Source organism: Halalkalibacter okhensis, assembly GCF_000787375.1.
In the GTDB taxonomy this organism is placed as follows: domain Bacteria; phylum Bacillota; class Bacilli; order Bacillales; family Bacillaceae_D; genus Halalkalibacter; species Halalkalibacter okhensis.
In genome coordinates, this window is record NZ_JRJU01000047.1 from 1 (window position 1) to 25,746 (window position 25,746).

A 25,746-nucleotide genomic window follows, 5' to 3' on the forward strand; every position below is an offset into this window, starting at 1 on the left:
ACGTATCAATTAGATTCAAATCGGACTTTGAATCATCTAATTTGCCTAAGGTATCTAAATAAAACTTCATCAACTCATCTTTATCCTCAACTAAAGAAAATAATTTATATACACCAATATCATTATAATGAAAATATGAGCCTATACTCGAATAGTTATCAAACTTAACTGCTTGTTCACATTCTCTAAATGACTTTCTAACCCCTTCTATTCCTTTATGTGCTCTACCAACACCAATCTTATATTCTTTTAACTGCTTATCTATACATGCTATCAGCTTATTCAATTTCAGGTCTATCTCACTATCAGTTAATAAAACATAGATAGCCCCCCTTATGATACCGGCTATTGCATCAGGATCTACTCTTTTTAAAATAGTCTCAATAAAATTCATTATGCTTTTATTTACAGTATCTTGTTTAAACTTTATGACTATACATGAATACTCTATGTTATGTTTATATTTAAACAACCGTCCCTTTTCAATTAAATCATGGGCTACTAACGAATTATTTAAGAAAAGATCACGCAAGAAATCATTTTTATACGTTTGATGAACATCATAAGTAGCTTTATTTTTATGAGATAGCAATGATATTAACTTTGAAGCCCTTTCCATATCTACAATTTTTGAAAAACTATCTGCTTCTATTCCAAAACAGGATATTGTACCACATAACTCTTGTTCAACAAAAATGGGGGTGATGATAAAATTTTTGTATTCACCATCTATCTTTCGCATTATTGTCATCGTATTTTTATAATTCTCTAATTTCTTAACTTGATACTCACTCAATAATTCAATATCATTTTGTTGATATTTCTCATTAATATATGGAACTAAAATATCTAAATACACCCTATGCTCAACAATTGAAGCTAGAGTAGCAAGTATCTGTTTCACCCCCCCACTAAAACTCCTTTCCAAAATACCCCTATTATCTTGAGCCATATCTATATCAATCTCTTGATGGAAAATTGCATTCATCGCTGGATGAAGAATCTCTGCATAAGTAATTTGTTCCGGAATTTCAATAATTGGGAGGCGATATTTTTCGGATTCTCTCCTCATAGATTTTGGTATTTCAGGTACGTACCTATTAGTCTTGATAGCAATTGCAGATGCTCCTACATTATATAAGAGTTTAATTAGATTAGCTTGAGCCATACTGTCATCCTTAATTGAATATAAGCTAGTTAATATTAATTCATTTCCACTTAACCATTTAATTATATCGGGAACTTCCATTACTGTTACCACATCTACATTGTTTTGAACTCCACCTAAACCCGCAACGATTTTGCATTTCTTTAGCCCACCAATTTCCATTAACTGATTTAGCTTCATTATCGTCCCTTCCTTCTTTATCTTTATATAATTAAGGTTATGACATATTTCTACCATTTGTGGGTATTTAGATAGAAAATTTGACGACTTTTTATACTTTAAGCCATTTTAGTCAGGCTTACCTATAATGAAAACTAGTCGTATGAATCAAATTCATCGTAATTACAACCAAGTTTCAAGTCATGAAGAGCTCATTGAAAAACTAGAAATTGGGCAAGGGACGATTTATGCTAATGGTTATACACCAGCACGTACGAACGTAAAGAGTAGGAAGAAGAAAAGAGGCACGTTGACAATTAGTAACTAGCTATCTTTCTTACTAAAAGAAGACATGCCCCTCACCAAAGGCACGTCTTCTTTCTCCTATTATAAAATCCTTCTTCAGCCGATCTACTTGTACGCTTAAAGATAGAGGACCTTCTATATGTAAGAACCTAGGCTGTGCGCTCCGACACGCACCTAGAACTATCAATCAATAGCTCATCAACGAATCCAACGAAATGTTATTTGAATAAACCTCCGATTCGTTCAATTCCTCATCTTTATATTTAATTCCGCTATAATGCAGTACACCATTTTCTATTTCTAAATCTAAGATTTGAATATGACCGTCATATTGCGTGATTTGAACCTTTTCTTTTGTTTCTATGTTTACACTAAAAATGTTTCCTCCAACCAAAACCGTTCCGTAACCATAACCAATTATTACTAGAACTCGACTGTCATCTTGCCAGATCACATTTTTGGGAGTGTAGTCTCTTTTTGGCGCAACCAATACATTCTGGTCACCATTTTTAAGGTCAACTAAATATAAACTCCCTCTTTCTTCCCACTCAAAAGGAGAAATATATACGGCTTTTTTGTTGTCCGGTGATTTCTTAGGCTCTGTAGGGGAATCTTCCGCAAGAACTTCTGTTTTACCATTAGGGTATACTATTTCCACTTGTTCGGTTTTAGAATTAAATTGAATATCAAGCACTGTCATCTATCTATTCTCCCCTTTCTTGATTTCACCATAATATAGGATATCAATCAAATCTGGATTTGCGCTACAAATTTCTTCTATTTCCGCTAATGTCATTATACGACATTTAGGACCCTTTAGATACATAGCAGCTCTCTCATTAATAATATCTATTTGATTTGATGTAGGGTTAAATGACAATACTAATATCCAGAAGTCAGGCTTATGAGAACCGCCTTTTACCATATCCGTGGCTATTTCTGAAAGATTAGGCATTTTCTTGCGCTTCTTACATTGAAAAACCCACTTTCTTTCATACGCTAATTTAAATGGAAGTTCTTCGTATGTATATGCAACTATGTCTCTTCCTTTATCACTTCCGTGTTCTCCATGCCATTCTCTATTTTTAAAGTTGTTACGACCTAGAGCATGAAACATGAAAAGTTCGAAATTAGTGCCACTTACCTCTTTCCACTTTATCACGGTTCACCTACCATGTTCTTTTTTCAAACCTGCTGTATAAATTTGCATGATAACCTAAAAACTTATCAAAACAAATAGCCTTTTCATCATCTAAAAAAGCATCCAATGAAACCAATGTTCAGAATAATGACTCTAAGTTCACTAGATTAAATCCTTCGCAAAAAGCCCTATTGATGCCTTCCTTACTTCACTTTCACCACTCGCTTCCACAATCACTGTGTCATCTGGTTTATTCTCAATACTAAGAAAAACTAGCAATGTTGGCTATCCTCTCTTTTTTCCATATAATTCACTTTATCTTTATCTTTTATATTTAAGGTAGAAATGGTAAGAAAATCTTCCTAAAAAAATAGTAGGGAGAAGTCTATGTATGCAACAGAGAAATGGCTCACTGTACAAAAAGATAAATGAACCAAACAAAACTTTTCACTTCCCCCTTCACCGATCTCAGTTCGTCCCCTGCTTCTCAAATTTCCATTTCACTCATAATTGTTTTCATACGTTCCTGCTCCTCACTCTTATCCAAGTATTCAAAAAATCTGAGTCGATTTCCCCAAGGATTTGTGAAAGTACCCCATTTCACGGGAACTTCTGGTCTAGAATGTATTTCAAAACGACAAATCTTTAGCTGTTCTACTTTGGTATTAGTTAGTTTTTCTCTGATACCGTTCTTTTCCTAGAAACAGGTGCATTTTTGCCTGAGATAACAGAGCAAATAACAATAACCGCAATGACAAGCGTAAAAAAGGTGATGGACTCATCTAGAAAAACACTTGCAAACAGTATCATCAAAAAAGGTTGTAAGTACTGAATCTGACTAACTCTTGCTATTCCGCCCATAGCCATTCCACTATACCAAGCAACATATGCTAAAAATTGACTAACAACTGCGAGATAAATAAAACTGATCCAAGCTTGTATTGGAGCATGAAGCATTTCAATTGTAAGGTGTAGCCCCACTGGAACAACGAAAAATGGTGCACCAATCATAATTGCCCAAGCTATTACTTGCCAGCTACCTAATTCTTTCGCTAATTTCCCACCTTCTGCGTAACTAAGTCCAAGAATCATCACTGCACCTAATAAAGCTAAATCAGCATATTGTAATTGACCAAACCCTAGATGAAGGGCGTACGCAATAACAGCTAAAGAGGCAATTATACTGGAAACCCAGAATTTGAGTGACGGAACTTCACCAGCTCTAAACATGGCAAACCCTGCTGTTGCTAATGGTAACAGCGCTAATTCTACAGCTCCATGAGAAACAGGTAAAAATTCCATTGCCCAAGATGTGAGAATAGGAAATCCTAACACCGCTCCAATCGCTACAACTAGCAAACTTTTGAATTGGCGTCGAGATGGGAGTTTTTCTTTTTGAACAACTAATACGACAGCAACTAAGATAGCGGCAACAACTGTTCTTCCTAAACCAACAACCGTGGTCCCAAAATACTCTACTGCAATACTTGTTGCGGGAAGTGTTAAGCTAAAACAAATTACCCCCACTAATCCCAACAACAACCCAAATTTCTCTCTGAATTCGTTCTGCACCATATCCTACCTACCTTCTTACTTCGTATTATATCTGCACCATTTTTCATCACACTAAAAACAGTTCTGATATAATTAACATATTAATAGGTACATATATGACAAATAAACCAATTTTTTACTCATCTGTACCTGTACAGTTAAAGGAGGATACATGTATGAGTTCAAAATATAATGTGATAATGGAAGAAATTAAATCTAGGCTAGAAGTTGGGACGCTTGTTGCAGGGAATAAGCTCCCTTCTATACGTCAGTTGTCTGAGCAATTTTCATGTAGTAAGAATACAGTCATTAAAGCTTATGAAGAACTTGAGAAAGAGCATTTAATCTATTCTGTCCCGAAAAGTGGCTACTTTGTTGTGAACGAATTTCAAAATGCTTCTGATAAAAATGACGCAATTGATTTCTTATCTGCCGGTCCAGATAAAAACGCTTTGCCTTATGTTGATTTTCAACATTGTATGAATCAAGCAATTGAACAATATAAAGAAGAGCTTTTTACCTACTCCGAACAACAAGGTCTTTACCCATTACGAGTACAGATAGTGAAATATTTGCAGAATCTGCAGGTATTCACTCAGCCTGAGAGACTAGTTGTTGTTTCTGGATCGCAACAAGCCTTAAATTTATTAGTTTCTATGCCTTTTCCAAACGGGAAAAACAACATTCTAATGGAACAACCTACTTATTTTGGATTCATTGAGTCCATAAATTTACAACAAGCTAATACTTTTGGAATTGAGTTAACGATGGAGGGAATAGATCTTAATCATCTTGAATACATGTTCCGAAATAATGATATAAAATTTTTCTATATTATCCCAAGATTTCATAATCCACTTGGACATTGTTACACCAATAGAGAGAAGAAGAAGATCGTTGAGCTAGCTCACAAATACGATGTGTATATAGTCGAGGATGATTTTTTAGGAGACCTAGACCCTAATACAAAATCAGATCCTTTATTTTCTTTTGATACTTCCGGGCGAGTGATCTATATTAAAAGCTTTTCGAAAATCTTCCTCCCAGGATTGAGGATTGCTACAGTTGTTCTACCTACATTGATGATTACCCATTTTTTACGATATAAATTTAGTTCTGATTTTAATAGTTCAGCACTTTCTCAAGGTGCATTAGAGATCTATTTAAAAAACGGTATGTTTCATAGCCATCTCAAAAAAATAAAAGAGCTTTACCAGACTAAAATGCGAATTCTTCAAGATGCCTGTGAATTATTACTACCGGCTAATACTCATTTTTCAAAACCGACTTCAGGGTTCTATTTAACCATCAGTTTACCCAAGAATGTGACAGCAAAACGGGTCGCTCATATGCTAACAGATCAGCAGATATACGTGGATGATGCCTCTAGAATGTTTTTGCCAGAATATAAAAAAGATAACCTCCTTCGATTAAGCGTCTCTCAAGTGAATGAGAGTCAAATAAAACCTGGGGTTAAACACTTAGCTCAGTGCATTACTTTAATTGAGAGTAGAAAAATTCATACTCAGAGTAAATTTTTTAATAGTGATCAGTTTATATAGTAGGTACGACTATGATACAACGTCGTCTATCAATGGAATTTGACGTTCAAGATGAGGAAATTGTTAACAAGGTGGACGAGGGAAACTGTCCCTCCCACACACTCCAACACCATCAAGAGCTTACTTTCATCAACTTCACTAAAGCTCTGATAATCGCCAAACCTGTACCCAAAAAGACCAGTGGTAAAAGAACAAGCCCGATACCTTCTCCCCATCCCAAGGCTATTATCAGGCTATTGATCATCCCAATTGCAAACAAGATTAGGATTAAGTTCTTTAAATATCCAAGCAGCGAACGTGAAATACGGTATGCTTCTTCGGCATTTGATTCGGTTATTTCGATTGGATAGTTATGAAGGTGTGGGTATTTCTCAAACACATGCAACAGCCAATAAAGACCTACTCCCACAAACAATAGGACCACCAACTCCCATTTGGAGCCACTTCGGGTTACCTCACCAGTAATGCCAAAATGGGCAGGAACTTGACCTGGCAATTCACTCCACATCACAACAAGAAAAACTACACTCCCCACGAATAAGAAGATACTTATTATGGAAAGAAATCGTTCGAACGCTGATTTCTTCAACCTTTCAAGTGTAATTTTTGGTCGATTCGAATTAAAAATACCCACTTGGAATGCCCCCTTATCTCTTTTTGTAGCAAACATAATTGAATAATTATTGCTTTGATGTTCATTTTATATATGAGTTACACTTCCAGTTGTTACAACACTCTCAAATTACCCTAATCTTCCCAATAAAAAATGGCGTCCATTACTAAATACTCATTTTGCTTCCGATAGGTTGTTGGTATTTTCGTTTGAAACGACAAAGGTTGATGCAGCTGTTCAGTCTCTAATAGTTCATACTCAAACTCTCTTAACGATTGCTTCAATTGTTCTTTCATTGTTTGAAATTTGGCATTTAGAACGAATGAACCATCAAGAATCGTACCATATCCCCCACGTAAGACTTCATTTGTTTCCATACAAATGGTTTTATATCTATCATCTTCGCCCATAATTGCTACAGGTGCTAAGCGACTAATATCAATAATAATCCCGCTTGTTTTTATCTCTTGCATTCCGTACTTCTCTTCAACGACAGTTACATCTTCTTTTCGATAACAAAAAAATTCAACAAAAGAAGCGTATCCACTGCCAAAGTGATTCCACTCTGCTTCACATATTATAGTAGGAATACGGTTAATTTTATAAAATAATTGTTTAATATGCGTTTCAATTTCTAGCTCATTATTTGTATCATAAGGATACTTGTTTCCAATAATTTTACCGTCGATTAAGTCTTGTAATTGTTGATTAGAAAACATACTGAACCACCTCTCCATGTTCCATACCAAACCAACACAGGTTTCGGCAACCCTAATCATTACTTTTAGCTTTATTTTATTATGAATTTATTAGAATGTATATCTGGGACGAGGAACCTGTCCCCACGACCCGGTAACAATGTATTAGCATACCAAAAAGGGATCACCATGTTCCAAGGTCATCCCTCTTTATTATTTCCTACATGCAAATGAAGATATTAAAAAACCTATACTCTATCAAATTCATCTGGATCGGCAAACATACGTTGATCCTGATTCAGGGCATTCATTTTGTCCATGTCCTCTTGTGAAAGTTCAAAATCAAACACATCTGCATTTTCAGCAATTCGGTGTGGTTTAACGGACTTTGGAATCGTTACTACTCCCGTTTGTATATCCCAACGGATAATGATTTGGGCAGTTGATTTATTATATTTTTTTGCCATTTCAATCAAAGTTGGTTCATGAAGCAGTTCTCCTTGCATTAATGGAGACCATGCTTCAAGCTGAATGTCATGCTTTTTACAAAAGTCATGCAATTCTCGTTGATTAAAGCGCGGATGATATTCTACCTGATTGACCATAGGTACGATTTCACAGTTTGCGATGATCTCTTCAAGGTGATGAATTTTAAAATTACTCACACCAATGGCACGAACACGTCCATCCTTATACAGCTTCTCAAGCGCTTTCCATGTTTCTACATATTTGCCTTCGGACGGAAGGGGCCAGTGAATTAAATAAAGATCTAAATAATCTAAACCTAACTTCTCCATACTCTCATCAAAAGCCGCAAGTGTAGCGTCATAACCATGATTTGAGTTCCATACTTTTGTTGTAATAAATAATTCGTCTCTAGGAACATTTGAATCGGCAATCGCTTTGCCGACTCCTGCTTCATTTCCATAAATGGCCGCCGTATCAATGCTTCTGTAGCCGATTTCTAGAGCTGCCTTTACTGAATTCACAACTTCTTCCCCATCTTTAACCTTAAAAACACCAAAGCCCACCCATGGCATCTTTATACCATTATGTAATGTGGTTGTATCTTGTATGTTACTCATTTTGTTCATCTCTCCTTATATAAAAATAGCAAACATAGCATTATAGATTCACATAATTTCTCCATTTATGAATAGGCTTCCAATTTAAAAGTTTCTTAGCCTTTTCATTATTTAATAGAGGGGCAAAGCCTGTTATATCTTTTCTAAAGTTTTTTACTTCAGGAAAGCATGTTTCCATTAGTTGTTTGCTCTCAATATCCATACTTGTTTCATCCGCTCCAATATTAAGGGCAACAGAACCAAGTCCCTCTGCCTCAACGGCTAATCGATAAGCAGTCGCTGCATCTCGGGTATCAATATAACTCCACAAAATAGGTTTTCGCTGCTGGGGATCATGGATGAATCCAGGAAAATTCTTATACATTTCAGGAGATATAACATTTCCTAACCTGAAGGATACGACCTGCATCCCCGTTCTACGGTGGATCATATCTGCCGTTTTCTCATTTACAATCTTAGATAATCCATAGCTTTCTTCCGGTAATTGTGGGTGATCCTCATCGATTGGTACATATTGAGGATTTAAATTTTGCTTTGAAAAACAAATACCATAGGAAGACTCACTTGAAGAGATGACCGCTTTTTTAATCCCTAAATTCCCTGCCGCTTCTAAAATGTTATACGTGGACATGACATTATTTTGAAAGGTTACTTCGTTTGGATGTGAATAGGCTACCGGGATAGCGGCAAGGTGGACAACTGCATCAGCACCTGCTAACACCCCATACACTTCACCTAAATTCGTTAAGTCTGTAATGACTGTCCTGCAAAGAGCTTCTTTTGGATACTTAACATCTGCATTAATGACTTCGTACCCATGTTCTAAAAATTCAATTATAACGGCTGCACCAAGCAAACCACTTCCACCTGTTACTACGACCTTGTTCATTTTCAATCCCCCATATTTTAACTAGTCATGACAAGACTTTCGTTGCTTTTTAAATGATGAGAATCAAGTTACCTTCACACTTTGTATATTGACTAAACTAAGTATACGTTAATGATTTTTAATTTTCAAGTAATTTCTATTGAGTAGCTTGTTATATATTCTTCTGCAGAATAAGGAGAGTAGTAAAAGTTACCTGTATCCGGGACGAGGTACCTGCCCCCGCGGTCCTTAGAAAGGAATAAGAGTCACTACAAATGATTTGTAGTATAATCAATAATTATTTACTTTTTGGGAGGGTAATTATGGAAATAAATTATGAAAGCTTAGTACCAGACAAGGATGAATTTTTTATGTTATATGAAACAACAGGTTGGAATATCAATGGTACATACACGAAAGAACAGTTATTCATAGCTATTAATAATAGTTGGTATTCGATCTCAGCTTATCATAATGAGAAGCTAGTTGGCTTTGGTCGCATTATTTCGGATGGGGTATATCAAACGTTCATTGGAGATATGATCGTTCATCCAGAGTATCAAAAAAGAGGGATTGGTAGTGAAATTTTAAATTTACTAACGGATAAATGTAAGGCAAGTGGGATTAAATGGGTTCAATTGTCTTGTGCAAGAGGAAAAGTGGACTTTTATAAAAAGTTTGGTTTTCAAAAAAGACCAGCAGATGGCCCTGGCATGCATACGTTTATCTAATTGATTAATTGCTTGAAAGAAAAACAAAACCACTAGTGTAACTGGTGGTTTAACTCTGCGGCTGAAAAACCTAGTATCTGTTAATAGCTTGTAAAAACGTTACGTATTCACTCTAAATTTTTCAACAGTGTATCTAGAAACAACATAAAAAGGAACAACCTCTTTATTAGAGAGTTGTTCCAAATTGAAAAAAATGATTTACTTGTTCACCGAATTCGCCGTTAGTCCATTAGATTATCACTTACGATATGTCTAATCTAAAATCGGCGGGAGTGAGAAATAATAAATGAACAATAATGATCATTAAAGGAATGACTATTGCCAATGTATTGCAGGTTAACCCTGCAATAGCTACTCCACGCCCTTTTTGACCCGTCTTATGTATCTCTCTCAAACTTAAAAAGCCTATAATGAAACCTACAATAGCCAAGATTAATCCAAGCAGTGTTAAAGATGTAAGAATTAAGGAAACACTCCCTAATATAAGAGAAATAATTGCTTTAGTGTTCATTGAGACCTCCCTTAGTACCCTTTTATTTGTTTAATAGCTATTCATTTCCGTTGAATATACAACTAATAGGGGTAACACTCTTAAATGTTACCCTATTAGTCATTTTCTAAATTGTATTTTTACCAATTAATAGATCCAAATCAACCGTTATTTGAGCTGAATCCTTATTAAAAAAAGATTTTACTCGTTCCTCTGTTGTTGACCAAGTTAATGGAGTCATTTGAACCAACCATTCAATTGAAGATTGATTAAGGTTCATGGTATAACTTAACCTTGAACTTTCTACAACTTGAAAACTCTCATTAAATCTCTCCACAGTCTCAGAGTTAGAGTAATTTTGTTTTTCAGGTTTATGAAAAAGATGTTCTCTTAACTCTTTTAAGTAACCACTTTGAGGCACAATCTTAATTATTAAACCATCTCGTTTCAACAATCTATTAAATTCAGTATAATTTGACGGAGATAAGATATTAAGAATAACATCGAACTGCTTATTCTTAAATGGTGTGTTAGCAAGATCAGCCACAGCCCAAATCTTATTAGAATAGTTCTTAGAAGCTATCATGATACCTTCTTTAGAAAGATCTATTCCGACTCCTACTACACTTTTGAAAAAGTCAGACCTAACCATATCGCAAATATTAGAAAGGTGCGAACCCTCGCCACATCCCGTATCAAGTATAGAAATGTTTTCTTTTGTCTTAACAAGATGTTCACTTATAATTTTGGCAATTGCATGGCTTACTGGTTTATAAAATGCACCTTCGTTCATAAGTTTTCTTCGTGCTTCAAAAAGCCCTTTGCTGTACTTGGTGTTTACGGAGTGAGTCGTCAAGTTCATATATCCTTGCTTGGCAAAATCAAACGTATGATGATATGAGCAGATTAGACTTTTAAAATCCATAACCTTCATAGACGATTTACATATTGGACAAGCAAAAATGGTTTCAAACTTGCTCACATATTTTGCACTCTTTATTCTTTTATTCCCTTGTAACAAAGAAGTCACCTCATTCATTCGTTTTTAGAAATGAAAAAGGCATAGACAAATAAACCCTCATCATATTTTCAAAAAAATATGAATTGGATTTGAATGTAGTCTATACCCATTTCTATCTATAACGAATGAATTGAATAATCATGAAACTAACTCCTTTTTTACATAGATAGGTTTAAACCCCACAGATACATCATAACGAGCCTTTATTATATTTGCAAAACCTTTTTATTTCACTAAATGCAAAGTTAGCACAAGAAGAAGTACACAGACCGGTATTAATAGTTGGAAATGTACGATATTCAACGAATCTGCTTCAATAGCTGAAGAAGCGACAGCCCTGCTCTACTGTCGCTCTCGTTACTTTATTAAGATTTCCACTAACGAATAAATGCTAATTCTCTATTAGCAATAGCATCTTTTAACCATCGAGGATGCATCTTCAATAAGTCTTGAGGGAGTTTCTGTTGTTCAAAAAATTTAATTTCTAGTGACTCAGAAGAATTACATCGGAGCTCTCCTCCAGTAATTTCAGCTAGAAAACAAGTGGTGATAAAATGTACTACTTTACCATTTGGATAAGTAAATACCTGTGAGCTAGGGTCAGAGTACACACCAATAAGCTTTTTTATTCTTATATCTAAATTGGTTTCCTCTTTTACTTCTCTAAGAGCTGCTTCTGAAACGGTTTCCCCTATTTCGATATGTCCTGAAGGAATCCCCCATAGTCCTACATCAGACCGTTTTTGTAACAAGACGTGGTTTTCCTCATTCAAAATAATAACTGCAACACCAGCTTTTAAATCATCCATTCTTTTCATACAATAAACCTCCTTAAAATAATAAAAAAAGGCCGAGGGGAAAGATTTCAACGCATAATAAATACGCTGAACCTTTCCCCTCGGACCTTTTATGTCAATAGGTGCCTTTTACATGTGGTAAAAGATGTAGCCCTTGGTCACTGACCTACATAGATAGCGGAACCCTAGCTACAATTTTCCAGTTCATATTTATTTTACAACTAATACAAAGAAGATGAAAGATGTTCTTTCACAAAACGTTCCAATAGTTGTATATCACCGCATACGTGCTTTACATACATAGCTTCACATGCAGTAACTATTCAGAGACGATGATAACTTCTGAATTAAATGATAAATCATGCAATTCCTTCATAATATTTCTTGCTTCATTACTATGCTCCGTTAGTGGTTTCCCCTGATACAAAGGTACTTTACTATATACCTTCCTTACGCTAATCTCGTAACCATTTCCTGAATTTATATCATTAATTCTAATCTTATTTGGTTCAAAGATTAAAGTATTTATTAGCTTTTTGGCTTCAGCAGAAGGGGATGTTTTTAACATTGAGACTACAACTGAGTCCGTTAATCGAGCGAATTCACTCTTATTAACTGAATCTACACTCCAATGAAGTTTTATTGATTCTGCTAATAATCTGTCTACAGCAACCATATATGGCGATAAAAATAGCTTATGATCTGCCAAAATCAGTTGTAATAGATAATGTCCTGTTTCAATATCAGTATCTATTCCCTTAGGTGTACATCTAATCTTATGTAATAAATGTTTAGGTAGAGTTTCTATCATGCCCGCCATATATGTATCTCTAAAAAAACTATCAAGATGGTCAATCCCTAATATACCTTCTTTACCTGTGATGACTGAAGGCTCATTTAAGATTTCTATCATTCTATTAGGGTTAATATTATATTGTTCCAAAATAGATGATACTTCGTCTTCTAAAATATATTGCTCAGTTAATTGATGATGGTTAAACTCTAAGGTTTTTTCTACTGCATGCGAAAATGGTAAATGCCCAATATCATGTAGCAATGCAGCTACCCGTAACTCAATATCTTCTGGAAAATAAAGTGCAGTTAGTTTCCATACACCTAATGTATGTTCAAATCTACTATGTACAACAGGTGAAACGAATGAACCCGCACCGAAATGCGCTAAATGTTTCAACCTTCTAAGTGGTTTACTTTGAATTAATTTTATTTCCAATTTATTAGGTGTAATATATGGATAAAGTGGTTCTAAAAAAAGTCTTGCTTCTTTTTCCACATGAACTCCCTCCTTTTTTTAAAAATGAGCTTGCCGTTTTCCCTAAGTTACAGACGTTTATTTGAACAAAAATATCCATATTCGCGACGGCTATTCCCTCTAATCAAGTTATGAATCCTTTTTCCATCAAAGCTCCAATTACTTGAATAACATTTCACCTTTTATTTCAAACCAAATGTTCTCTATTATCGTTAAAAATATGATGGCTAAAATAAAAGCTGTTATAGAGAGGAATACCTTGTTGTGAAATCTAGTATTGAATCGTCTAAATAATCTACCTATCAGGCTAAAAAGTAGTATGTATAGAGGTAGTGTTATACAAATTGCTATAAAATCAACGCGTGTAAATGGCTTGGTTATATATGGGTCAGAATAGAAGAGGTATAACCTAATTCTTCAAGTAGCCACCCCCAAAACTCATTGGATTGCTTTAAATCTGAAACATATATCTCTATATGATGTAATAATCCCTTTTTCATAAAATCCCCCTTACAGTTACTCAATTTTAAATAGGTACCTCAAATTGAAGTTTAACATTAATTTCCTTTTTATTGTCAAAAAAGCCTTCCTCTTAAAAGGAACGCTCTTCATTACCACTATAACGGTTTCCAATTACAGTCTTTCACATCATCTTTATTTGGCTTTCTTACAAACTCGATACACCTTATTTCACAAGCGCCAAATGAAAGATAATTTTTCTGTGCTTGCCTCAAAGAAGGGATATTTGCACCCCCATCATAATCAGGGTCATTAAATTGAACTTCATCATCTTCCCAAAAACAGATGCTACATATGTCGTATGTTCCAGGAGGTTCTTCGTCTAAAGTTCGATAACCACAACAAGGACAAGTAAATTTCATCAAATCACACCACCATTCTATTGGGAGAACTACATCTTTCGAACACTGGTTTCTTCACTCTCTCTAAATCACACCATATACCCCATGTATCCGGGACAAGGAACCTGTCCCTCCGTCCCTCAACCTACCCGAAAATTTGGGCTGCAATCCCGAATAATGTATGGTTTCTAATAGGCATTTTGCTAGAATTGATGACCATTATTGGAGGTTGACTTACATTAACAAATCCACATTTCTCCAAGAACATCATAAATTCATCATTACCTGCTGGGACATCAATTCTTAATTTCCCTTGATGGTTTGAAGATAATTTATCTATTAATGCTGAAGCTATTTGAAAGTCCGGTGCTACAATCGGACCTAATATGAGATTCATCGGTCCTAAAATGGAAAGCCCATACCCGACAATTGTTCCGTTATCATCTTTTACCACCAAGCATTTTTCAGCTTGTTTTATTCTATTCCGAAGAAAATGAGTTCTTTTGTCTCCAAAAGCATTCTCATCAAGTTTAAGTAAGTCACCAATATCAACTCCACTAAACTCTTCAATAAGGATATCACTGGTAATCAACGAATTAGTATCCATTGTATAATGATCACATAGATATTTATGAACTAAATCAACAGTTGTAAAGCCCATCTTTTCATAAAGGGGTTTTCCATCTTCTGTTGCAATTAGCATGATGGCAGTTTCCTTAGAAACACTTTCTATACATTTCCTAGTAGCCTTTTCTCCTAATCCCATCCCTCTAAAATTATGATTAACTATAACCATACCAATTGAAGCGAAAGAAGTCTCATACGGAATGATTGCAGCGCTAGACACAATTTCTCCCTCAGCATTTTTATGTCCAAATATTTTACCTGATGCCAGAACAGTTCCAATTTCTTTTTCATCATAATCCCACCCAACCGATGCAGACAGCTTGATTAAACCGGGAACATCACATTTATCAAATTGAACTAATTTTAATATTGATTTATTGCGTGTAACCATAATGATTTCTCCTCCTTCGAAACACCATTTTAATCTTCTTATGTAAGATAGTACTATATTAAGTTAATTGTTGATTCCATTATGGCAACACCTTATCCTATTTAATTTGTTAAATAGAAAATCTTTTAATTTCTACTTTTCCATCTTGCTCTTTCATCGAAAACGTTCCCATTCCCTCAATGGACACAACTAATGGGAAAAAATTTGCATCTTTATTTGAGAAGTACCACCGGCGTCCCCTCTTTACTGTTATAAAAAGACCGTTTTCGTCGCCGACTGGCGTTAACCCTTCACTATCTTCTCTCCAATTAGGAATCCCCATTTGATTTAATATCCTTACAAAGGGAATGACCTCATCAACGACGATCCCTATTTCACTAATGTTTAGAAAATCATCAGATGAAAAATAATGATCGATTCCATTTTTCAAATTGTGACGAGCTATAAATTCAAGGATGTTCCCTGAAGGGTCTTCGAAATATATAGCATGAGCGTTCCAGCTTTTAAAGAATACTTCATCTAATTCTCCTTCTATATTTAATGGCACCTTTGATTGAATCCAAGCTTTGGCTTCTTTCATTTTGTTTTGAGGTATATTGATGGCAAAGTGATAAAAAGGCTCTGAATCCCCTTCTGATTCCTGAAAAGTAATAGCTGTAGAACCTACTTGCACTGTAAATTCATAATCATTTTCTCTAATAACTTGAAGCTCAAGTGTATTTTCGTAAAACTCTCTCATTTCATCTAATTTGTTCGTTAATAATATCATTTCTGTGAATTTCATAAATTTCTCTCCTTTATATCTATCATAGTAAATACATCTCCCGTCAACAAAGCCTTTTACATTACTGCTGGTAATTGAGCCTATTAAATTCGTTACCTTTTAACAACATCTCCTACTATCGATCATACAAAATCTATTATTTAATTAACTCCTATAAAAGATGTGATTTATCTACAACTTTAGATGTAGAACCATTATTTTATTCAATTTAAATTCTTCTGGTAAGCACGTAATAAAAAAAGCCGCATAAGCAGCTTTCTTGATCTTCAACTATTACTTCCGTTAACCAGCACCTGATTGCACAGGTGCTCGTAATAAAAGTCAATCTGTCTAATTACATTGGTAATAAAAATAGGTTCCTACCAATTTCCCTGCGTACAATTTTTTCTATTCCCTAATTAAGCTCTTCTCCCACAAACTTGTTTATCATCAACTTTAAAATATAGTAGTAATCTTAGTTTTATTTTGTTGAAATAAATCAGCTAAAGGAATTCCATCTAATTTTGTGAATCTTACTACATCTATATGTCGCTCACCAAAATATTCACTAATTCTTGTTTGACCTGCCCATACAGCCCTTCCTTCTGAAGTATTAGATATAAAATATTCTTTTCCCTGATAAACGAATTCAATTTCTCTACCTTGCTCCAAATAAAACATAAGGTGTTCATAATTCATGCTTTCCCCTGCTGAAACATCATCAAAATTAGTTTGATCATTCATATCAATTTTTGTCTAGCACATACTTATAGAATTTTTTATCCACCTGTAACACTGGGAAATTCTCAGGCAAATCATTAAGATCTATGCTGATAAATCCATTTTTTTCATAAAACCTATGAGCTGCTAAAAATTGCGGAGTCGTTCCAAGAAATACTGCTTTGACCGGGCGCTCTTTAGCCCATTTAATTGCCGTATCTAATAAAAGACTTGCCGTTTTATATGATGGTCCTCGATAGTCTTTATTAACAAACATCTTCCTTAATGCTACTTGATTATTCCCTATGTCTAAAAGACTAATCGTACCAACTACATTTTCATCATAAAGAGCAACCCAAAAGTTACCAGAACCCGTCTGATAATGCTCTTCAATCGTATACAAATCGGGCTGTTCTTCTTTTGTTATCGGTATCTTGTATTCCTGCTGTTGAATTTGGAGAATTAACTCTATAACTTGAGCTTGATTCTCATAAGAGTATTCTTGCACAATAGGACTGTTGTTCATATCACACCGCCAAATAATAGTATAGTTAAGTTTTCATTGTGCTATAAGAATATAGTTGCATTTAGAAAAAGTGCTGATGCGCCACCAGCAGTATTCAAGATTAAATCACTACGCCCCATTATGATCCCAAGACAGCTAAAGAAGAGTTGGAAAGTTTCGATTCCAGTGCTAACTTAACCTCACATTATTTATCTTGGTGCTTTTCAAACATTTCCTTTAAATAATCTTCAGATTTCCCTTTCGGAATGCTTAGACTTTTCCAATCATTATCTTTTAATTGTTTACCAATATAAACAATTTGTCCGATATGATATGCGTAATGTGCCATTTGCCTTTCAATAGCTTCTAAAACCAAATGACTTTCTCCACGAATGTTAATACTTTTTAATAAATCTTGCTCTCTTAAATCAGTTAGTGTATCAATTAGAACTTTCCAACCTTTTTCCCAAACAGTGATTAACTCAGCTTTCGTAGATATATCATCAACAAATTCCTCGTCACGATTTCTATATTCTTTTTCCCCATCTGAAGTTAAAAAGTCATTCCACCTTGAAACCATATTTCCGCTTAAATGCTTTACTATTATTGCCACGCTATTGGATTCGCTATTATAATTCCAATGTATTTCCTCTTCCGATAGTTGGTTTAATGTCTTATCTCCAAGGATTTTCACACTATTAAATCTTTCTATTACAACCCTCAAATATTCTTTTCCAATATCCATCTGAATCCCCCTTTTATGCGAATAAGGCAATACATAATTATATAAAAGATTAATAATTTATTTGACTCTTTTGCTACGATAGCGCAATAAGGCAAGCGATGCCTTGTTAAGCATCGCTACCCGTTCGCTGAAATTCATTCACAATTCTCTCTTTCTAATTGCTCAACTAAATTCCTGGGTAGTTCCTCAAACATATTTTCGATTAGGTTAGATACGGTTTGCTTTTTTTCAGACTCAGCTTGTTTAATGGCGACTTTAACATCCTCTTTAGCTTGTTCAATTACCTGAGACTCACGATCTTCTGTCCATAAATGTTGTTTTTCTAAAAACAATCTAAATCTTGTAATCGGGTCTTTTTTTGTCCATTTAAGATCTAATTGTTTCGTTCGATAAATCGTAGGATCATCTCCCGAGGTTGAATGGGGACCATAACGATAGGTAACAGCTTCAATTAAAGTTGGTCCATTAGAGCTTACCGCACGCTCCCTGGCCTCCTTTGTCACTGAATAAGTAGCTAGAATATCCATTCCATCCACTCGCACTCCTTTTATACCTGCTGCGACTGACTTGTGAGCGATCGACTCTGCTGCGGTTTGTTTTTCAAAAGGAGTAGAGATCGCAAATTGATTGTTTTGTACTACAAATATCGTCGGACTATTATAAACCCCAGCAAAATTAATACCTTCATAGAAATCTCCCTGAGATGATCCACCATCACCAGTATATGTAATCGCAACATTCTTTTTCTTTCTCTTTTTTAATCCTAATCCTACACCTGCAGCCTGAACAATTTGGGCCCCAATAATAATTTGTGGCGGAGTAACATTAACACCATCAGGCATTTCCCCACCCTTGTAGTGGCCTTTGGACCATAAAAATAATTGAGATAGTGGTACACCGTGAAACAATATTTGTGGCAAATCACGGTAACCAGGTAGAATCCAATCGTCTTTTTCTAAAACATATTGCGTTCCAATCATACTGGCTTCCTGCCCCGCAACTGGAGCATAGAAGCCAAGTCTTCCTTGTCTATTAAGTGAAATGCAGCGTTGGTCAATCGTTCTAATATAAACCATTCTCTCCATAAGCTGTTGCAACTGACTTGCACTTAAATCAGGCAATAAGCCTTCATTTACAACTTCTCCATTTTCACCAATAATTTGAATTGTTTCAAACTGACTAGAATTATTATGTAATTTATTCACCTTACTTCACAACCTCTCCTTTTTAATAACCCTACAAAACCAGTAACACGACATGAGCAAATTAATTTATAATCCAATTAAATACGATCGTATATATAAATATTATATAAAAATCCATAATATGTCAATGACTGCATTTTTGGTAACCAATTCAGTGATCTTTTTTAAGGTTGAATTATTATTAAAATCCGTTATTATCATTGTTAGAGGTGAAAAAATTGGCACTTGAAAAACAAGTAATGTTTCTCCTAACAAGAAAGAAAACAATTGAAGGAAGAGATTTAATAAGAACATTTGAAGCACTGAATTATACTCCTCAATCAATAAGAAATGTATTAACTAGGTTAAAAAAACAATCATACATAGTTTCGTTCGAGCGTGGTTTTTACTCTCTCACCTTAAATGGCTTAGCAGCTTACAATTTGTCATTGAATAAAGATAACTTTTACTATAAGCAATGGGATCGGAAATGGTACCTGGTGTTTATGGAAATTCCCGAAACATTAAGGAAAAAACGTGATACATTTAGGAATAGATTAGTTGGATTAGGTTTTGGTCACCTTTATAAGAGTGTTTACGTGTACCCTTGGAACTTAACGGATAAGGTATTAGAGCTTATTGATTTACTTGAACTAGAAGATCATGTAACGATTACTGTTAGTCAGGAGTTTCTATTAAATAAGATAAGCCCTGAAGGATCACCTGGTCCAAACCGTGCTAGTGCAATCTGGAATCTTGAGGAAATTAACCAATATTATCTGGATAAGCAGCTCTGGCTGGAGAAATATAAATCTGAGTTTAATCAATTAATAAACGATCCTGACCGAGATATTTTATCTGTTTTTACTCATTATTTATCACTTATGGAAGTAAAGGATGATTTATTAGAGAAGGACCCTATGTTACCCCCTGAATTTTTACCAGGAAGTTGGGTTGGTACAAGCGTACTGTCTACTGTTGATTACCAGCTCGGATTATTAGGCAACTTACTTTCTGAAAACCCTGATTACTCTGCGTTTGTACCGAGGAGTGACTGAAATATTGAAGAATAATATATAATTAGGTAGTTATATCCGTGTCTAGCACTACCTAAACAAAAAGAACTCAAATGAATGAGTTCTTTTTGTTTGTATAAATAATGATAACTTAATTTGTCATCCTTATGATTTTCTTTTCAACTCAAGCTTTCGTTAACTCAATAGAATAATGACACTAACGATTAAACGCCAATTCTCTATTAGCAATTGCATCATTTACCCATCGTGAGTCGAGGAACCTATCCCCTCCGATGACTGTCTTATTCTTCCTATGTTTTCATTCATATTATTTATCTGATTGTTTTTGCTTCTTTTTCAAATACTCCGCACGTATCTTTTCAAGTTGCTGCTTTTTATCAGATTTAGCTGGCTTCTGTTTTTCATGAAACTTTGTCACAGCTACCTGACTCTTGGCATCTAATTGATATTTTCCCACTTTGTTCACCTACTTTTCATGTCTTTAAAGAGAATCTATTCAACAAATATAATATACCTTATTTTACTGAGTAAACCTATTACTTTATATATCAGTAAAAACAATAAAAACCAAGTAAAATCATTCATCGCCAAATGGTATCCATTTCATAGCTATTATCCAGTTTTTACAAGGATAAATTTGTTACTTCACAAGCATGGAAATCCTATTCACCTGATAAAAGAATGAAGATCCTCCGATCAGGATTCACAAGAGGGATGCAATTCACTTCAGATTGACCACTACAACCGAACACTGTAAAATATGAACATACTAAATTTGGAGGTTTTTATTTGTTAAACTTATGTTTAGAGCTGGTTGCGTAACACTTTCTTACTGACTTCGCGCATAAAGAAAGTGCCATTTATAGGATAAAAAGATAAAGTATATGAAAAGAAAAGGAGACTATAAATGGATATCTTAATTAGACAAGAACGTACAACAGAATATTCTACGACTGAACAAATGATTAAAAAGAGCTTTTTAAATGAAGAATATAGTGACAAGAGAGAACATTTACTTGTAAATAGGATTCGAAAATCAGAAGTATTTATTCCTGAACTTTCTTTAGTCGCATTAAATCAAGGCAAAGAGGTTATAGGTCATATTCTTTTATCTAAAATAAAAATTGTAGATGGTGATAACGAAGTGGATTCTTTGGCACTGGCTCCCGTTTCTGTTACTCCTGAGTATCAGAAAAAAGGAATTGGGAGTCAATTAATTCACGCTGCACTAGAAAACGCAAAAGACCAAGGGTTTAGTTCAGTTATTGTTTTAGGCCATAAAGACTATTATCCCAAGTTTGGTTTTAAACCAGCTCGCTTATGGTATATACAAGCCCCATTTGAGGTACCTGATGAAGTATTTATGGCCCTAGAATTAACAGAGAATGCTTTAGAAAATGTTCAAGGTGTCGTTCATTATTCAAAGGCTTTTTCGGAGTAAACGCTAAATAATTGATGAGTTTTTAAGAACAGAGGTTGTCCCGGAAATGGTGTTATCACTATATTTCTATGGACTGCCTCTTTTTAAAATGCCCCCTCACTCCTTCCTCTCAGTCCTCCCTTTCAACACCCGAACCTGCTGCTTAAGCAATTGATTCTCTCTTACTAGTAATTCATTCTCCAACTGGTATTCCTGAATTTGCTTTTTTAATAATGACAGATCGTACGCTACTTTTAATTGCCGGACTTCTCCCATATTTCGTCCTCCTTTTTATCCTTTTTCAGTTAGATATGTCTTTTGCTAGATTTAAAAACCTTCCATATTCTTTCTCAAATAAGGCCTCTACCGTTCCAACCGGTCCGTTCCGTTGCTTGGCGACAATGATTTCCACTTTGTTTCGCCCGTCCGAATCTTGGTCGTAATAATCATCGCGATACAAAAAGGCAACAATATCCGCATCTTGCTCAATGCTTCCTGATTCTCGGATGTCCGACATCATGGGCCGTTTCACTTGGCGGGCCTCAACTTTCCTTGATAGCTGCGAAAGGGCGATAATCGGAAGGTCGAGCTCTCTTGCCAGTGCTTTTAAAGAACGTGAGATTTCGGACACTTCTTGTTGGCGGTTTTCTCCTCGTTTGCCAGAGGGCTGGATGAGCTGAAGGTAATCAATAATGACAAGATGGTCTCGATTCGGATACCGGCGTTTGACTTCACTTAGTTTGGAACGAATTTCAGAGACTTTAATACTCGGACTATCGATGATTTCCATATCCCACTTTTCAATAACTCCGATGGCGTTTATAGCTTGACGATAATCAGCAGCAGAAAAGAAACGTGTCGGGTTTTTCCATTTCATCCCGTCAATCCTCCCTTCTGCGTTGATCCACCTAATGGCTAGTTGTCTATCTGCCATTTCGAGGGAAAAGAAAGTCGTTACTCCTCCCCTGCGGCAATTAACAGCACCCATGTGCAAGGCAAACGCTGTTTTTCCAACAGAAGGTCTTGCAGCGACAATAATCAGGTCCTGCTTTTGCCAACCTCCTGTCATTTTATCGAGATCAATGATGCCACTTGGTCTTCCTCTGAGATCTTCGGTTGGTTCGTGCAACGTTTCGACGACATCAGCAAGGATCTCTATTTTCGTTCGGTGTTGTTTCTTAATCGTCAGCTCCTGCACCTGTTGAAGCTCTGTGATCAAAGTAGCGATGACCTCATCATTTGCTTCATGGTGAAATTGTTCGGTGAGCTTACGTGCAGACCGCCTCCGAACATGTTCCAGGGTCAATTCTTCGTAGTACTTGAAGTTGCTTGTTGTAGAGACGGCATTCATCAGATCAGATAGGTACGCCACTCCACCAATTGATTCGAGCTCATCACGTAACATCGTAACGACAGCTACGACATCAGGAGGGATTTCTGACCGTTCTAATTCTCGCATCGCTTGAAAGATGATCTTATGGCGCGCTTCGTAGAAATGTTCTTCCTGTAGACTACACTCTTTAATCAGTTCAGGCTCAAAAAGGATGGCTCCAATGACAGCTTGTTCGGCGACAGATGGGTGATCACTCATCTTCTGCCTCCGTTAATCCAAGTTGCTTGAATCGGGCTTGGAATTCTTCGATTTGCTCTTTCGTTGGGGGATTAATAGTAGCGCATTTTTCATATTCCTGCGTTTTTCTCAACACTTCGTTTTCCTGAAGTGGATAAGAGGCAATATCTGAAATCGTCGGCGGCCACGGGTTGGTTATAATATATTCATTCAACCGTTTCATCACCCCGGCAAGGTCCATTTGCAATAAGGCCGGAACTAGGATTTTCATTTTCCGCTCTGTGATTTCGTATGATGGATACACTTCGTGGATCGTTAGGAGAACTTCGGCTGCTTCTTCATTTGTCATGAAAAATCACCACGTTTCACTCGTTCAAGTAGATCCGTTGGGGAGGTTCGTGTTTGGTGCTTTTGAAAGTGGGTCACGCTTGATTCAATGGCTTGGATGGTCGTTAAGTTCTGATTCGACCATTTTTTCAAAATTCCTTCTGCATAATCCCAGCGTTTTTGCTTCCTCAAAGCCTTTTTTATGGCTAGCATCACAACTTCTGGACTTAGCTCTTCTACCCAAAGGGCAATCGACTCTGCAATAAAAGGGTTTAAGACTCCAATGTTTTTTTCGTAAAAACTGAACACACTGGTGTATGTTTGTTCTTTTTCTTTTTCTTTTTCTTGTTCTTCTTCTTTTTCTTCTTCTTGTCCCCGTAACGTCGACGTATCGTCAAATTTTAGGCAGAAGGATGCATAAAGGTCTCGAATCGAATCATTGATCACTGCTTGTCCAATATACTCAATAAGAGACGGATCCTTGACACCCTCTAGTTCCTTCCGAATACAATCAAGCATCGGTTTTCCTCCACGCCCGAGGTTGTGCTTACCCCAGTTCTTGATCGCAAGCTCCCTTGTTTCCTCATTGTAACGAATGAGCTCATGCTGATGCAAAAAGCGCTCAAATAACAGCTGCACCGTTTCAACGGAGAAGCCTGTTTCAAAAGCCACTTGTTTCTTCGTAATCCGGTAGATGCCAATTTGCGTCACTTGCGGATTGGTCAGAAGATACACGAAAAAGAACTTATCCTCCGGTGTCATCTCCTCCATCACTTTTGGGTCATTCCAAAACTCTGTTTGAATCATGCGGAATTTAGCCATATGAAAATCCTCCTAATGTATGTATGTCTTCATACTGTATATATAAAGGTACGTTGATTTTTGATTGGAGGATTTTAAAAAAGTTACTTTTTATCACTATATTTATAATTCTCGCAGACTTGTGAGACCGAAACAAAAGAGAGTTGATTCCTTCTTCATCGCTCTGAATTTTTCATCTTAATGAAGTAACTAATGGCATAGGATTTCTTTGCTTCTAGAGAAGTGTTCAAGAGTAATGAGCAAAGATTTTTCTTGATAGTTATGGGGGAACAAGCAGCCCACATTCGATTTGCATGTTTCCTCAGCGAATTATTATAAATTTATTTCAGGCAAAAAATTCGGCACTGTCTGTCATACGCTAAACCAATATATGAAAGGGATGATACATTTTTATATGTTTCACCCCTTTTAATTTATTCCTCAATCGCGTCCGATTGTTGAAGATTATGTATTGAACAGTATCGTTGTACTGTGCAGCAATCAATGTTTAACTTATCAAATTTTCCAGAAAAAATTGCCATTAATTAAGATTGAAATTCTTCTATCTTACCTAACTTGTGGTATGGTTCACACCGTGGTTATTTAAGAGGCAAAAACGGCATTGGTATACAGTACTTACCAATGCCGTTTTATGATTTAACCGTTAATATGTCTGTAAGAATTTATATTCTCTTTATATTCATGCTTATTATACATTTCAAAAAGTGACGGGATTTTCATTTACTTGATCATTCATATGAAGGTATTATACACGATATTTATACGCCCTCATTGCGAAGAACCACGCTACGATCATAATCCCTATGCACCAAGCCAACGCAACCCATATTTCATTACCTACAGGTTCGTAGTTAAGTAAGGCGCGCACCGTATCAACGATTGACGTTACCGGCTGATTCTCCGCGAACCAGCGAACGGCGGCAGGCATGGTTTCGGTGGGAGCAAATGCCGAGCTGAACATGGGCAGGAAAATCAGCGGATATGAGAACACTGACGCTCCCTCCCTGCAGCGAACTGCCCGGTAAGGCTGATGCTCTGGCGGATATTATCCGGTTGACGCTGGACGTCAGAGCCACAAATACTTGCTTCGCCGCCATCGGGCTTCATCAACGTTGAAAGGATATTGACGATCGTCGTTTTGCCTGCTCCGTTTGAGCCCAACAGTGCGAAAATTTCGCCACGACGCACCTCAAAATCCACCCCTTTTAAGATTTCCTTGTCTTTAAAAGATTTTTTTAACCCTTTTACAGAAATCGCTGTATTACTCATACTATTATCTCCCTACTTTCAAATTTTTTTATAATGCACAAGC

29 protein-coding genes and 4 pseudogenes are annotated in these 25,746 nt (G+C 35.9%); 5 read left to right on the forward strand and 28 right to left on the reverse strand.

Annotated features, from left to right (window positions below):
- Positions 1-1,348, reverse strand: a 1,348-nt coding sequence (locus tag LQ50_RS21140) for a PucR family transcriptional regulator ligand-binding domain-containing protein (RefSeq protein ID WP_034633272.1), incomplete at its 3' end; no start/stop codon positions are given.
- A gap of 127 nt (positions 1,349-1,475) precedes the next feature.
- Between LQ50_RS21140 and LQ50_RS21145 the strand changes: the two genes are divergently transcribed.
- Positions 1,476-1,655, forward strand: coding sequence for a hypothetical protein (locus tag LQ50_RS21145; RefSeq protein WP_034633275.1), 180 nt, complete (start codon positions 1,476-1,478; stop codon positions 1,653-1,655).
- 165 nt (positions 1,656-1,820) lie between these two features.
- Here the strand turns inward: LQ50_RS21145 and LQ50_RS21150 are convergent, their stop codons facing one another.
- From LQ50_RS21150 to LQ50_RS21160, 4 genes and pseudogenes are all read right to left on the reverse strand, one after another.
- Entirely contained in the window at positions 1,821-2,333 is a 513-nt protein-coding gene (locus tag LQ50_RS21150; protein ID WP_052144898.1) for a DUF4652 domain-containing protein, read from the reverse strand.
- The gene (locus LQ50_RS21155) at positions 2,334-2,795 is read right to left on the reverse strand and encodes a restriction endonuclease (protein ID WP_034633277.1); all 462 of its coding nucleotides are present in this window, start codon (positions 2,793-2,795) and stop codon (positions 2,334-2,336) included. It lies immediately after the preceding gene.
- Between the two features lie 466 nt (positions 2,796-3,261).
- Positions 3,262-3,432: pseudogene (locus tag LQ50_RS26560) on the reverse strand (VOC family protein); the annotation flags it as partial.
- A gap of 11 nt (positions 3,433-3,443) precedes the next feature.
- Positions 3,444-4,346, reverse strand: a complete 903-nt coding sequence (locus LQ50_RS21160; RefSeq protein WP_084138982.1) for a DMT family transporter — start codon at positions 4,344-4,346, stop codon at positions 3,444-3,446.
- Positions 4,347-4,504: 158 nt separating this feature from the next.
- Here LQ50_RS21160 and LQ50_RS21165 point away from each other — a divergent pair, with 158 nt between their 5' ends.
- Entirely contained in the window at positions 4,505-5,890 is a 1,386-nt protein-coding gene (locus LQ50_RS21165; protein ID WP_034633280.1) for an aminotransferase-like domain-containing protein, read from the forward strand.
- A 112-nt stretch (positions 5,891-6,002) separates the two neighbouring features.
- Here LQ50_RS21165 and LQ50_RS21170 read toward each other — a convergent pair whose 3' ends face one another.
- From LQ50_RS21170 to LQ50_RS21185, 4 genes are all read right to left on the reverse strand, one after another.
- The gene (locus tag LQ50_RS21170) at positions 6,003-6,524 is read right to left on the reverse strand and encodes a DUF1648 domain-containing protein (RefSeq protein ID WP_052144899.1); all 522 of its coding nucleotides are present in this window, start codon (positions 6,522-6,524) and stop codon (positions 6,003-6,005) included.
- A 113-nt stretch (positions 6,525-6,637) separates the two neighbouring features.
- Positions 6,638-7,222 (reverse strand): hypothetical protein, encoded by a 585-nt coding sequence (locus tag LQ50_RS21175; protein ID WP_034633281.1) that lies wholly within the window; start codon positions 7,220-7,222, stop codon positions 6,638-6,640.
- A gap of 227 nt (positions 7,223-7,449) precedes the next feature.
- The gene (locus LQ50_RS21180; RefSeq protein ID WP_034633282.1) at positions 7,450-8,286 is read right to left on the reverse strand and encodes an aldo/keto reductase; all 837 of its coding nucleotides are present in this window, start codon (positions 8,284-8,286) and stop codon (positions 7,450-7,452) included.
- Between the two features lie 40 nt (positions 8,287-8,326).
- Positions 8,327-9,175: an NAD-dependent epimerase/dehydratase family protein gene (locus tag LQ50_RS21185; protein WP_034633284.1), complete on the reverse strand. Its 849-nt coding sequence runs from the start codon at positions 9,173-9,175 to the stop codon at positions 8,327-8,329.
- A 302-nt stretch (positions 9,176-9,477) separates the two neighbouring features.
- On the opposite strand from LQ50_RS21185, the gene LQ50_RS21190 reads away from it, so the two are divergent.
- The gene (locus LQ50_RS21190; RefSeq protein ID WP_034633287.1) at positions 9,478-9,885 is read left to right on the forward strand and encodes a GNAT family N-acetyltransferase; all 408 of its coding nucleotides are present in this window, start codon (positions 9,478-9,480) and stop codon (positions 9,883-9,885) included.
- A gap of 241 nt (positions 9,886-10,126) precedes the next feature.
- Here the strand turns inward: LQ50_RS21190 and LQ50_RS21195 are convergent, their stop codons facing one another.
- The 12 genes and pseudogenes from LQ50_RS21195 to pdhA all read right to left on the reverse strand — a co-directional run bounded on the left by LQ50_RS21195 (position 10,127) and on the right by pdhA (position 19,279).
- Positions 10,127-10,396, reverse strand: a complete 270-nt coding sequence (locus LQ50_RS21195) for a DUF4190 domain-containing protein (RefSeq protein WP_034633289.1) — start codon at positions 10,394-10,396, stop codon at positions 10,127-10,129.
- Between the two features lie 106 nt (positions 10,397-10,502).
- On the reverse strand, positions 10,503-11,396 hold the full coding sequence (locus tag LQ50_RS21200; protein WP_237563776.1) for a putative RNA methyltransferase: 894 nt from the start codon (positions 11,394-11,396) through the stop codon (positions 10,503-10,505).
- Between the two features lie 377 nt (positions 11,397-11,773).
- The gene (locus LQ50_RS21205) at positions 11,774-12,214 is read right to left on the reverse strand and encodes an NUDIX domain-containing protein (RefSeq protein ID WP_034633296.1); all 441 of its coding nucleotides are present in this window, start codon (positions 12,212-12,214) and stop codon (positions 11,774-11,776) included.
- Positions 12,215-12,512: 298 nt separating this feature from the next.
- Entirely contained in the window at positions 12,513-13,484 is a 972-nt protein-coding gene (locus LQ50_RS21210) for an HD domain-containing protein (RefSeq protein ID WP_034633298.1), read from the reverse strand.
- Between the two features lie 377 nt (positions 13,485-13,861).
- Positions 13,862-13,963 (reverse strand): annotated as a pseudogene (locus tag LQ50_RS25580) (VOC family protein); the annotation flags it as partial.
- Between the two features lie 117 nt (positions 13,964-14,080).
- Positions 14,081-14,344: a CPCC family cysteine-rich protein gene (locus LQ50_RS21215; RefSeq protein WP_034633301.1), complete on the reverse strand. Its 264-nt coding sequence runs from the start codon at positions 14,342-14,344 to the stop codon at positions 14,081-14,083.
- A 124-nt stretch (positions 14,345-14,468) separates the two neighbouring features.
- Positions 14,469-15,341, reverse strand: a complete 873-nt coding sequence (locus tag LQ50_RS21220; RefSeq protein WP_034633302.1) for a GNAT family N-acetyltransferase — start codon at positions 15,339-15,341, stop codon at positions 14,469-14,471.
- 109 nt (positions 15,342-15,450) lie between these two features.
- Positions 15,451-16,125, reverse strand: a complete 675-nt coding sequence (locus tag LQ50_RS21225) for a VOC family protein (protein ID WP_034633304.1) — start codon at positions 16,123-16,125, stop codon at positions 15,451-15,453.
- A 435-nt stretch (positions 16,126-16,560) separates the two neighbouring features.
- The gene (locus LQ50_RS21230; protein WP_034633305.1) at positions 16,561-16,848 is read right to left on the reverse strand and encodes a hypothetical protein; all 288 of its coding nucleotides are present in this window, start codon (positions 16,846-16,848) and stop codon (positions 16,561-16,563) included.
- Between the two features lies 1 nt (position 16,849).
- Positions 16,850-17,350, reverse strand: a complete 501-nt coding sequence (locus tag LQ50_RS21235; RefSeq protein WP_034633307.1) for a GNAT family N-acetyltransferase — start codon at positions 17,348-17,350, stop codon at positions 16,850-16,852.
- Positions 17,351-17,534: 184 nt separating this feature from the next.
- Positions 17,535-18,074 (reverse strand): DUF1572 domain-containing protein, encoded by a 540-nt coding sequence (locus LQ50_RS21240; RefSeq protein WP_034633310.1) that lies wholly within the window; start codon positions 18,072-18,074, stop codon positions 17,535-17,537.
- A gap of 134 nt (positions 18,075-18,208) precedes the next feature.
- Positions 18,209-19,279, reverse strand: a complete 1,071-nt coding sequence (pdhA, locus tag LQ50_RS21245; RefSeq protein ID WP_034633313.1) for a pyruvate dehydrogenase (acetyl-transferring) E1 component subunit alpha — start codon at positions 19,277-19,279, stop codon at positions 18,209-18,211.
- Positions 19,280-19,497: 218 nt separating this feature from the next.
- On the opposite strand from pdhA, the gene LQ50_RS21250 reads away from it, so the two are divergent.
- A complete protein-coding gene (locus LQ50_RS21250; protein WP_034633314.1) occupies positions 19,498-20,316 on the forward strand; it encodes a PaaX family transcriptional regulator C-terminal domain-containing protein in 819 nt (272 codons plus the stop codon).
- A gap of 286 nt (positions 20,317-20,602) precedes the next feature.
- Here the strand turns inward: LQ50_RS21250 and LQ50_RS25835 are convergent, their stop codons facing one another.
- Complete coding sequence (locus tag LQ50_RS25835) at positions 20,603-20,752, reverse strand: hypothetical protein (RefSeq protein ID WP_034633317.1); 150 nt, start codon at positions 20,750-20,752, stop codon at positions 20,603-20,605.
- 450 nt (positions 20,753-21,202) lie between these two features.
- Between LQ50_RS25835 and LQ50_RS21260 the strand changes: the two genes are divergently transcribed.
- A complete protein-coding gene (locus LQ50_RS21260; RefSeq protein WP_034633319.1) occupies positions 21,203-21,736 on the forward strand; it encodes a GNAT family N-acetyltransferase in 534 nt (177 codons plus the stop codon).
- A 96-nt stretch (positions 21,737-21,832) separates the two neighbouring features.
- Here the strand turns inward: LQ50_RS21260 and LQ50_RS25585 are convergent, their stop codons facing one another.
- From LQ50_RS25585 to LQ50_RS21285, 6 genes and pseudogenes are all read right to left on the reverse strand, one after another.
- Entirely contained in the window at positions 21,833-21,991 is a 159-nt protein-coding gene (locus tag LQ50_RS25585; protein WP_161784711.1) for a hypothetical protein, read from the reverse strand.
- A 25-nt stretch (positions 21,992-22,016) separates the two neighbouring features.
- The gene (dnaB, locus tag LQ50_RS21265; RefSeq protein WP_034633321.1) at positions 22,017-23,306 is read right to left on the reverse strand and encodes a replicative DNA helicase; all 1,290 of its coding nucleotides are present in this window, start codon (positions 23,304-23,306) and stop codon (positions 22,017-22,019) included.
- Positions 23,299-23,634 (reverse strand): replicative helicase loader/inhibitor, encoded by a 336-nt coding sequence (locus LQ50_RS21270; RefSeq protein WP_034633323.1) that lies wholly within the window; start codon positions 23,632-23,634, stop codon positions 23,299-23,301. Before LQ50_RS21270 ends, dnaB begins: the two co-directional genes overlap by 8 nt.
- Entirely contained in the window at positions 23,631-24,434 is an 804-nt protein-coding gene (locus LQ50_RS21275; RefSeq protein WP_052144900.1) for a DnaD domain-containing protein, read from the reverse strand. Before LQ50_RS21275 ends, LQ50_RS21270 begins: the two co-directional genes overlap by 4 nt.
- 745 nt (positions 24,435-25,179) lie before the next feature.
- Positions 25,180-25,437: pseudogene (locus LQ50_RS21280) on the reverse strand (ABC transporter permease); the annotation flags it as partial.
- A gap of 2 nt (positions 25,438-25,439) precedes the next feature.
- Positions 25,440-25,703: pseudogene (locus tag LQ50_RS21285) on the reverse strand (ATP-binding cassette domain-containing protein); the annotation flags it as partial.
- Positions 25,704-25,746: the final 43 nt, after the last annotated feature.

What these genes read in the sequence shown, in the direction of transcription:
- LQ50_RS21145 (WP_034633275.1), top strand. Translation starts at nt 1,476, where the DNA reads ATGAAAACTAGTCGTATGAATCAAATTCATCGTAATTACAACCAAGTT.
- LQ50_RS21150 (WP_052144898.1), bottom strand. Translation starts at nt 2,333, where the DNA reads ATGACAGTGCTTGATATTCAATTTAATTCTAAAACCGAACAAGTGGAA.
- LQ50_RS21165 (WP_034633280.1), top strand. Translation starts at nt 4,505, where the DNA reads ATGAGTTCAAAATATAATGTGATAATGGAAGAAATTAAATCTAGGCTA.
- LQ50_RS21175 (WP_034633281.1), bottom strand. Translation starts at nt 7,222, where the DNA reads ATGTTTTCTAATCAACAATTACAAGACTTAATCGACGGTAAAATTATT.
- LQ50_RS21180 (WP_034633282.1), bottom strand. Translation starts at nt 8,286, where the DNA reads ATGAGTAACATACAAGATACAACCACATTACATAATGGTATAAAGATG.
- LQ50_RS21185 (WP_034633284.1), bottom strand. Translation starts at nt 9,175, where the DNA reads ATGAACAAGGTCGTAGTAACAGGTGGAAGTGGTTTGCTTGGTGCAGCC.
- LQ50_RS21190 (WP_034633287.1), top strand. Translation starts at nt 9,478, where the DNA reads ATGGAAATAAATTATGAAAGCTTAGTACCAGACAAGGATGAATTTTTT.
- LQ50_RS21195 (WP_034633289.1), bottom strand. Translation starts at nt 10,396, where the DNA reads ATGAACACTAAAGCAATTATTTCTCTTATATTAGGGAGTGTTTCCTTA.
- LQ50_RS21205 (WP_034633296.1), bottom strand. Translation starts at nt 12,214, where the DNA reads ATGAAAAGAATGGATGATTTAAAAGCTGGTGTTGCAGTTATTATTTTG.
- LQ50_RS21215 (WP_034633301.1), bottom strand. Translation starts at nt 14,344, where the DNA reads ATGAAATTTACTTGTCCTTGTTGTGGTTATCGAACTTTAGACGAAGAA.
- LQ50_RS21220 (WP_034633302.1), bottom strand. Translation starts at nt 15,341, where the DNA reads ATGGTTACACGCAATAAATCAATATTAAAATTAGTTCAATTTGATAAA.
- LQ50_RS21225 (WP_034633304.1), bottom strand. Translation starts at nt 16,125, where the DNA reads ATGAAATTCACAGAAATGATATTATTAACGAACAAATTAGATGAAATG.
- LQ50_RS21230 (WP_034633305.1), bottom strand. Translation starts at nt 16,848, where the DNA reads ATGAATGATCAAACTAATTTTGATGATGTTTCAGCAGGGGAAAGCATG.
- LQ50_RS21235 (WP_034633307.1), bottom strand. Translation starts at nt 17,350, where the DNA reads ATGAACAACAGTCCTATTGTGCAAGAATACTCTTATGAGAATCAAGCT.
- LQ50_RS21240 (WP_034633310.1), bottom strand. Translation starts at nt 18,074, where the DNA reads ATGGATATTGGAAAAGAATATTTGAGGGTTGTAATAGAAAGATTTAAT.
- LQ50_RS21260 (WP_034633319.1), top strand. Translation starts at nt 21,203, where the DNA reads ATGGATATCTTAATTAGACAAGAACGTACAACAGAATATTCTACGACT.
- LQ50_RS25585 (WP_161784711.1), bottom strand. Translation starts at nt 21,991, where the DNA reads ATGGGAGAAGTCCGGCAATTAAAAGTAGCGTACGATCTGTCATTATTA.
- dnaB (WP_034633321.1), bottom strand. Translation starts at nt 23,306, where the DNA reads ATGAGTGATCACCCATCTGTCGCCGAACAAGCTGTCATTGGAGCCATC.
- LQ50_RS21270 (WP_034633323.1), bottom strand. Translation starts at nt 23,634, where the DNA reads ATGACAAATGAAGAAGCAGCCGAAGTTCTCCTAACGATCCACGAAGTG.
- LQ50_RS21275 (WP_052144900.1), bottom strand. Translation starts at nt 24,434, where the DNA reads ATGGCTAAATTCCGCATGATTCAAACAGAGTTTTGGAATGACCCAAAA.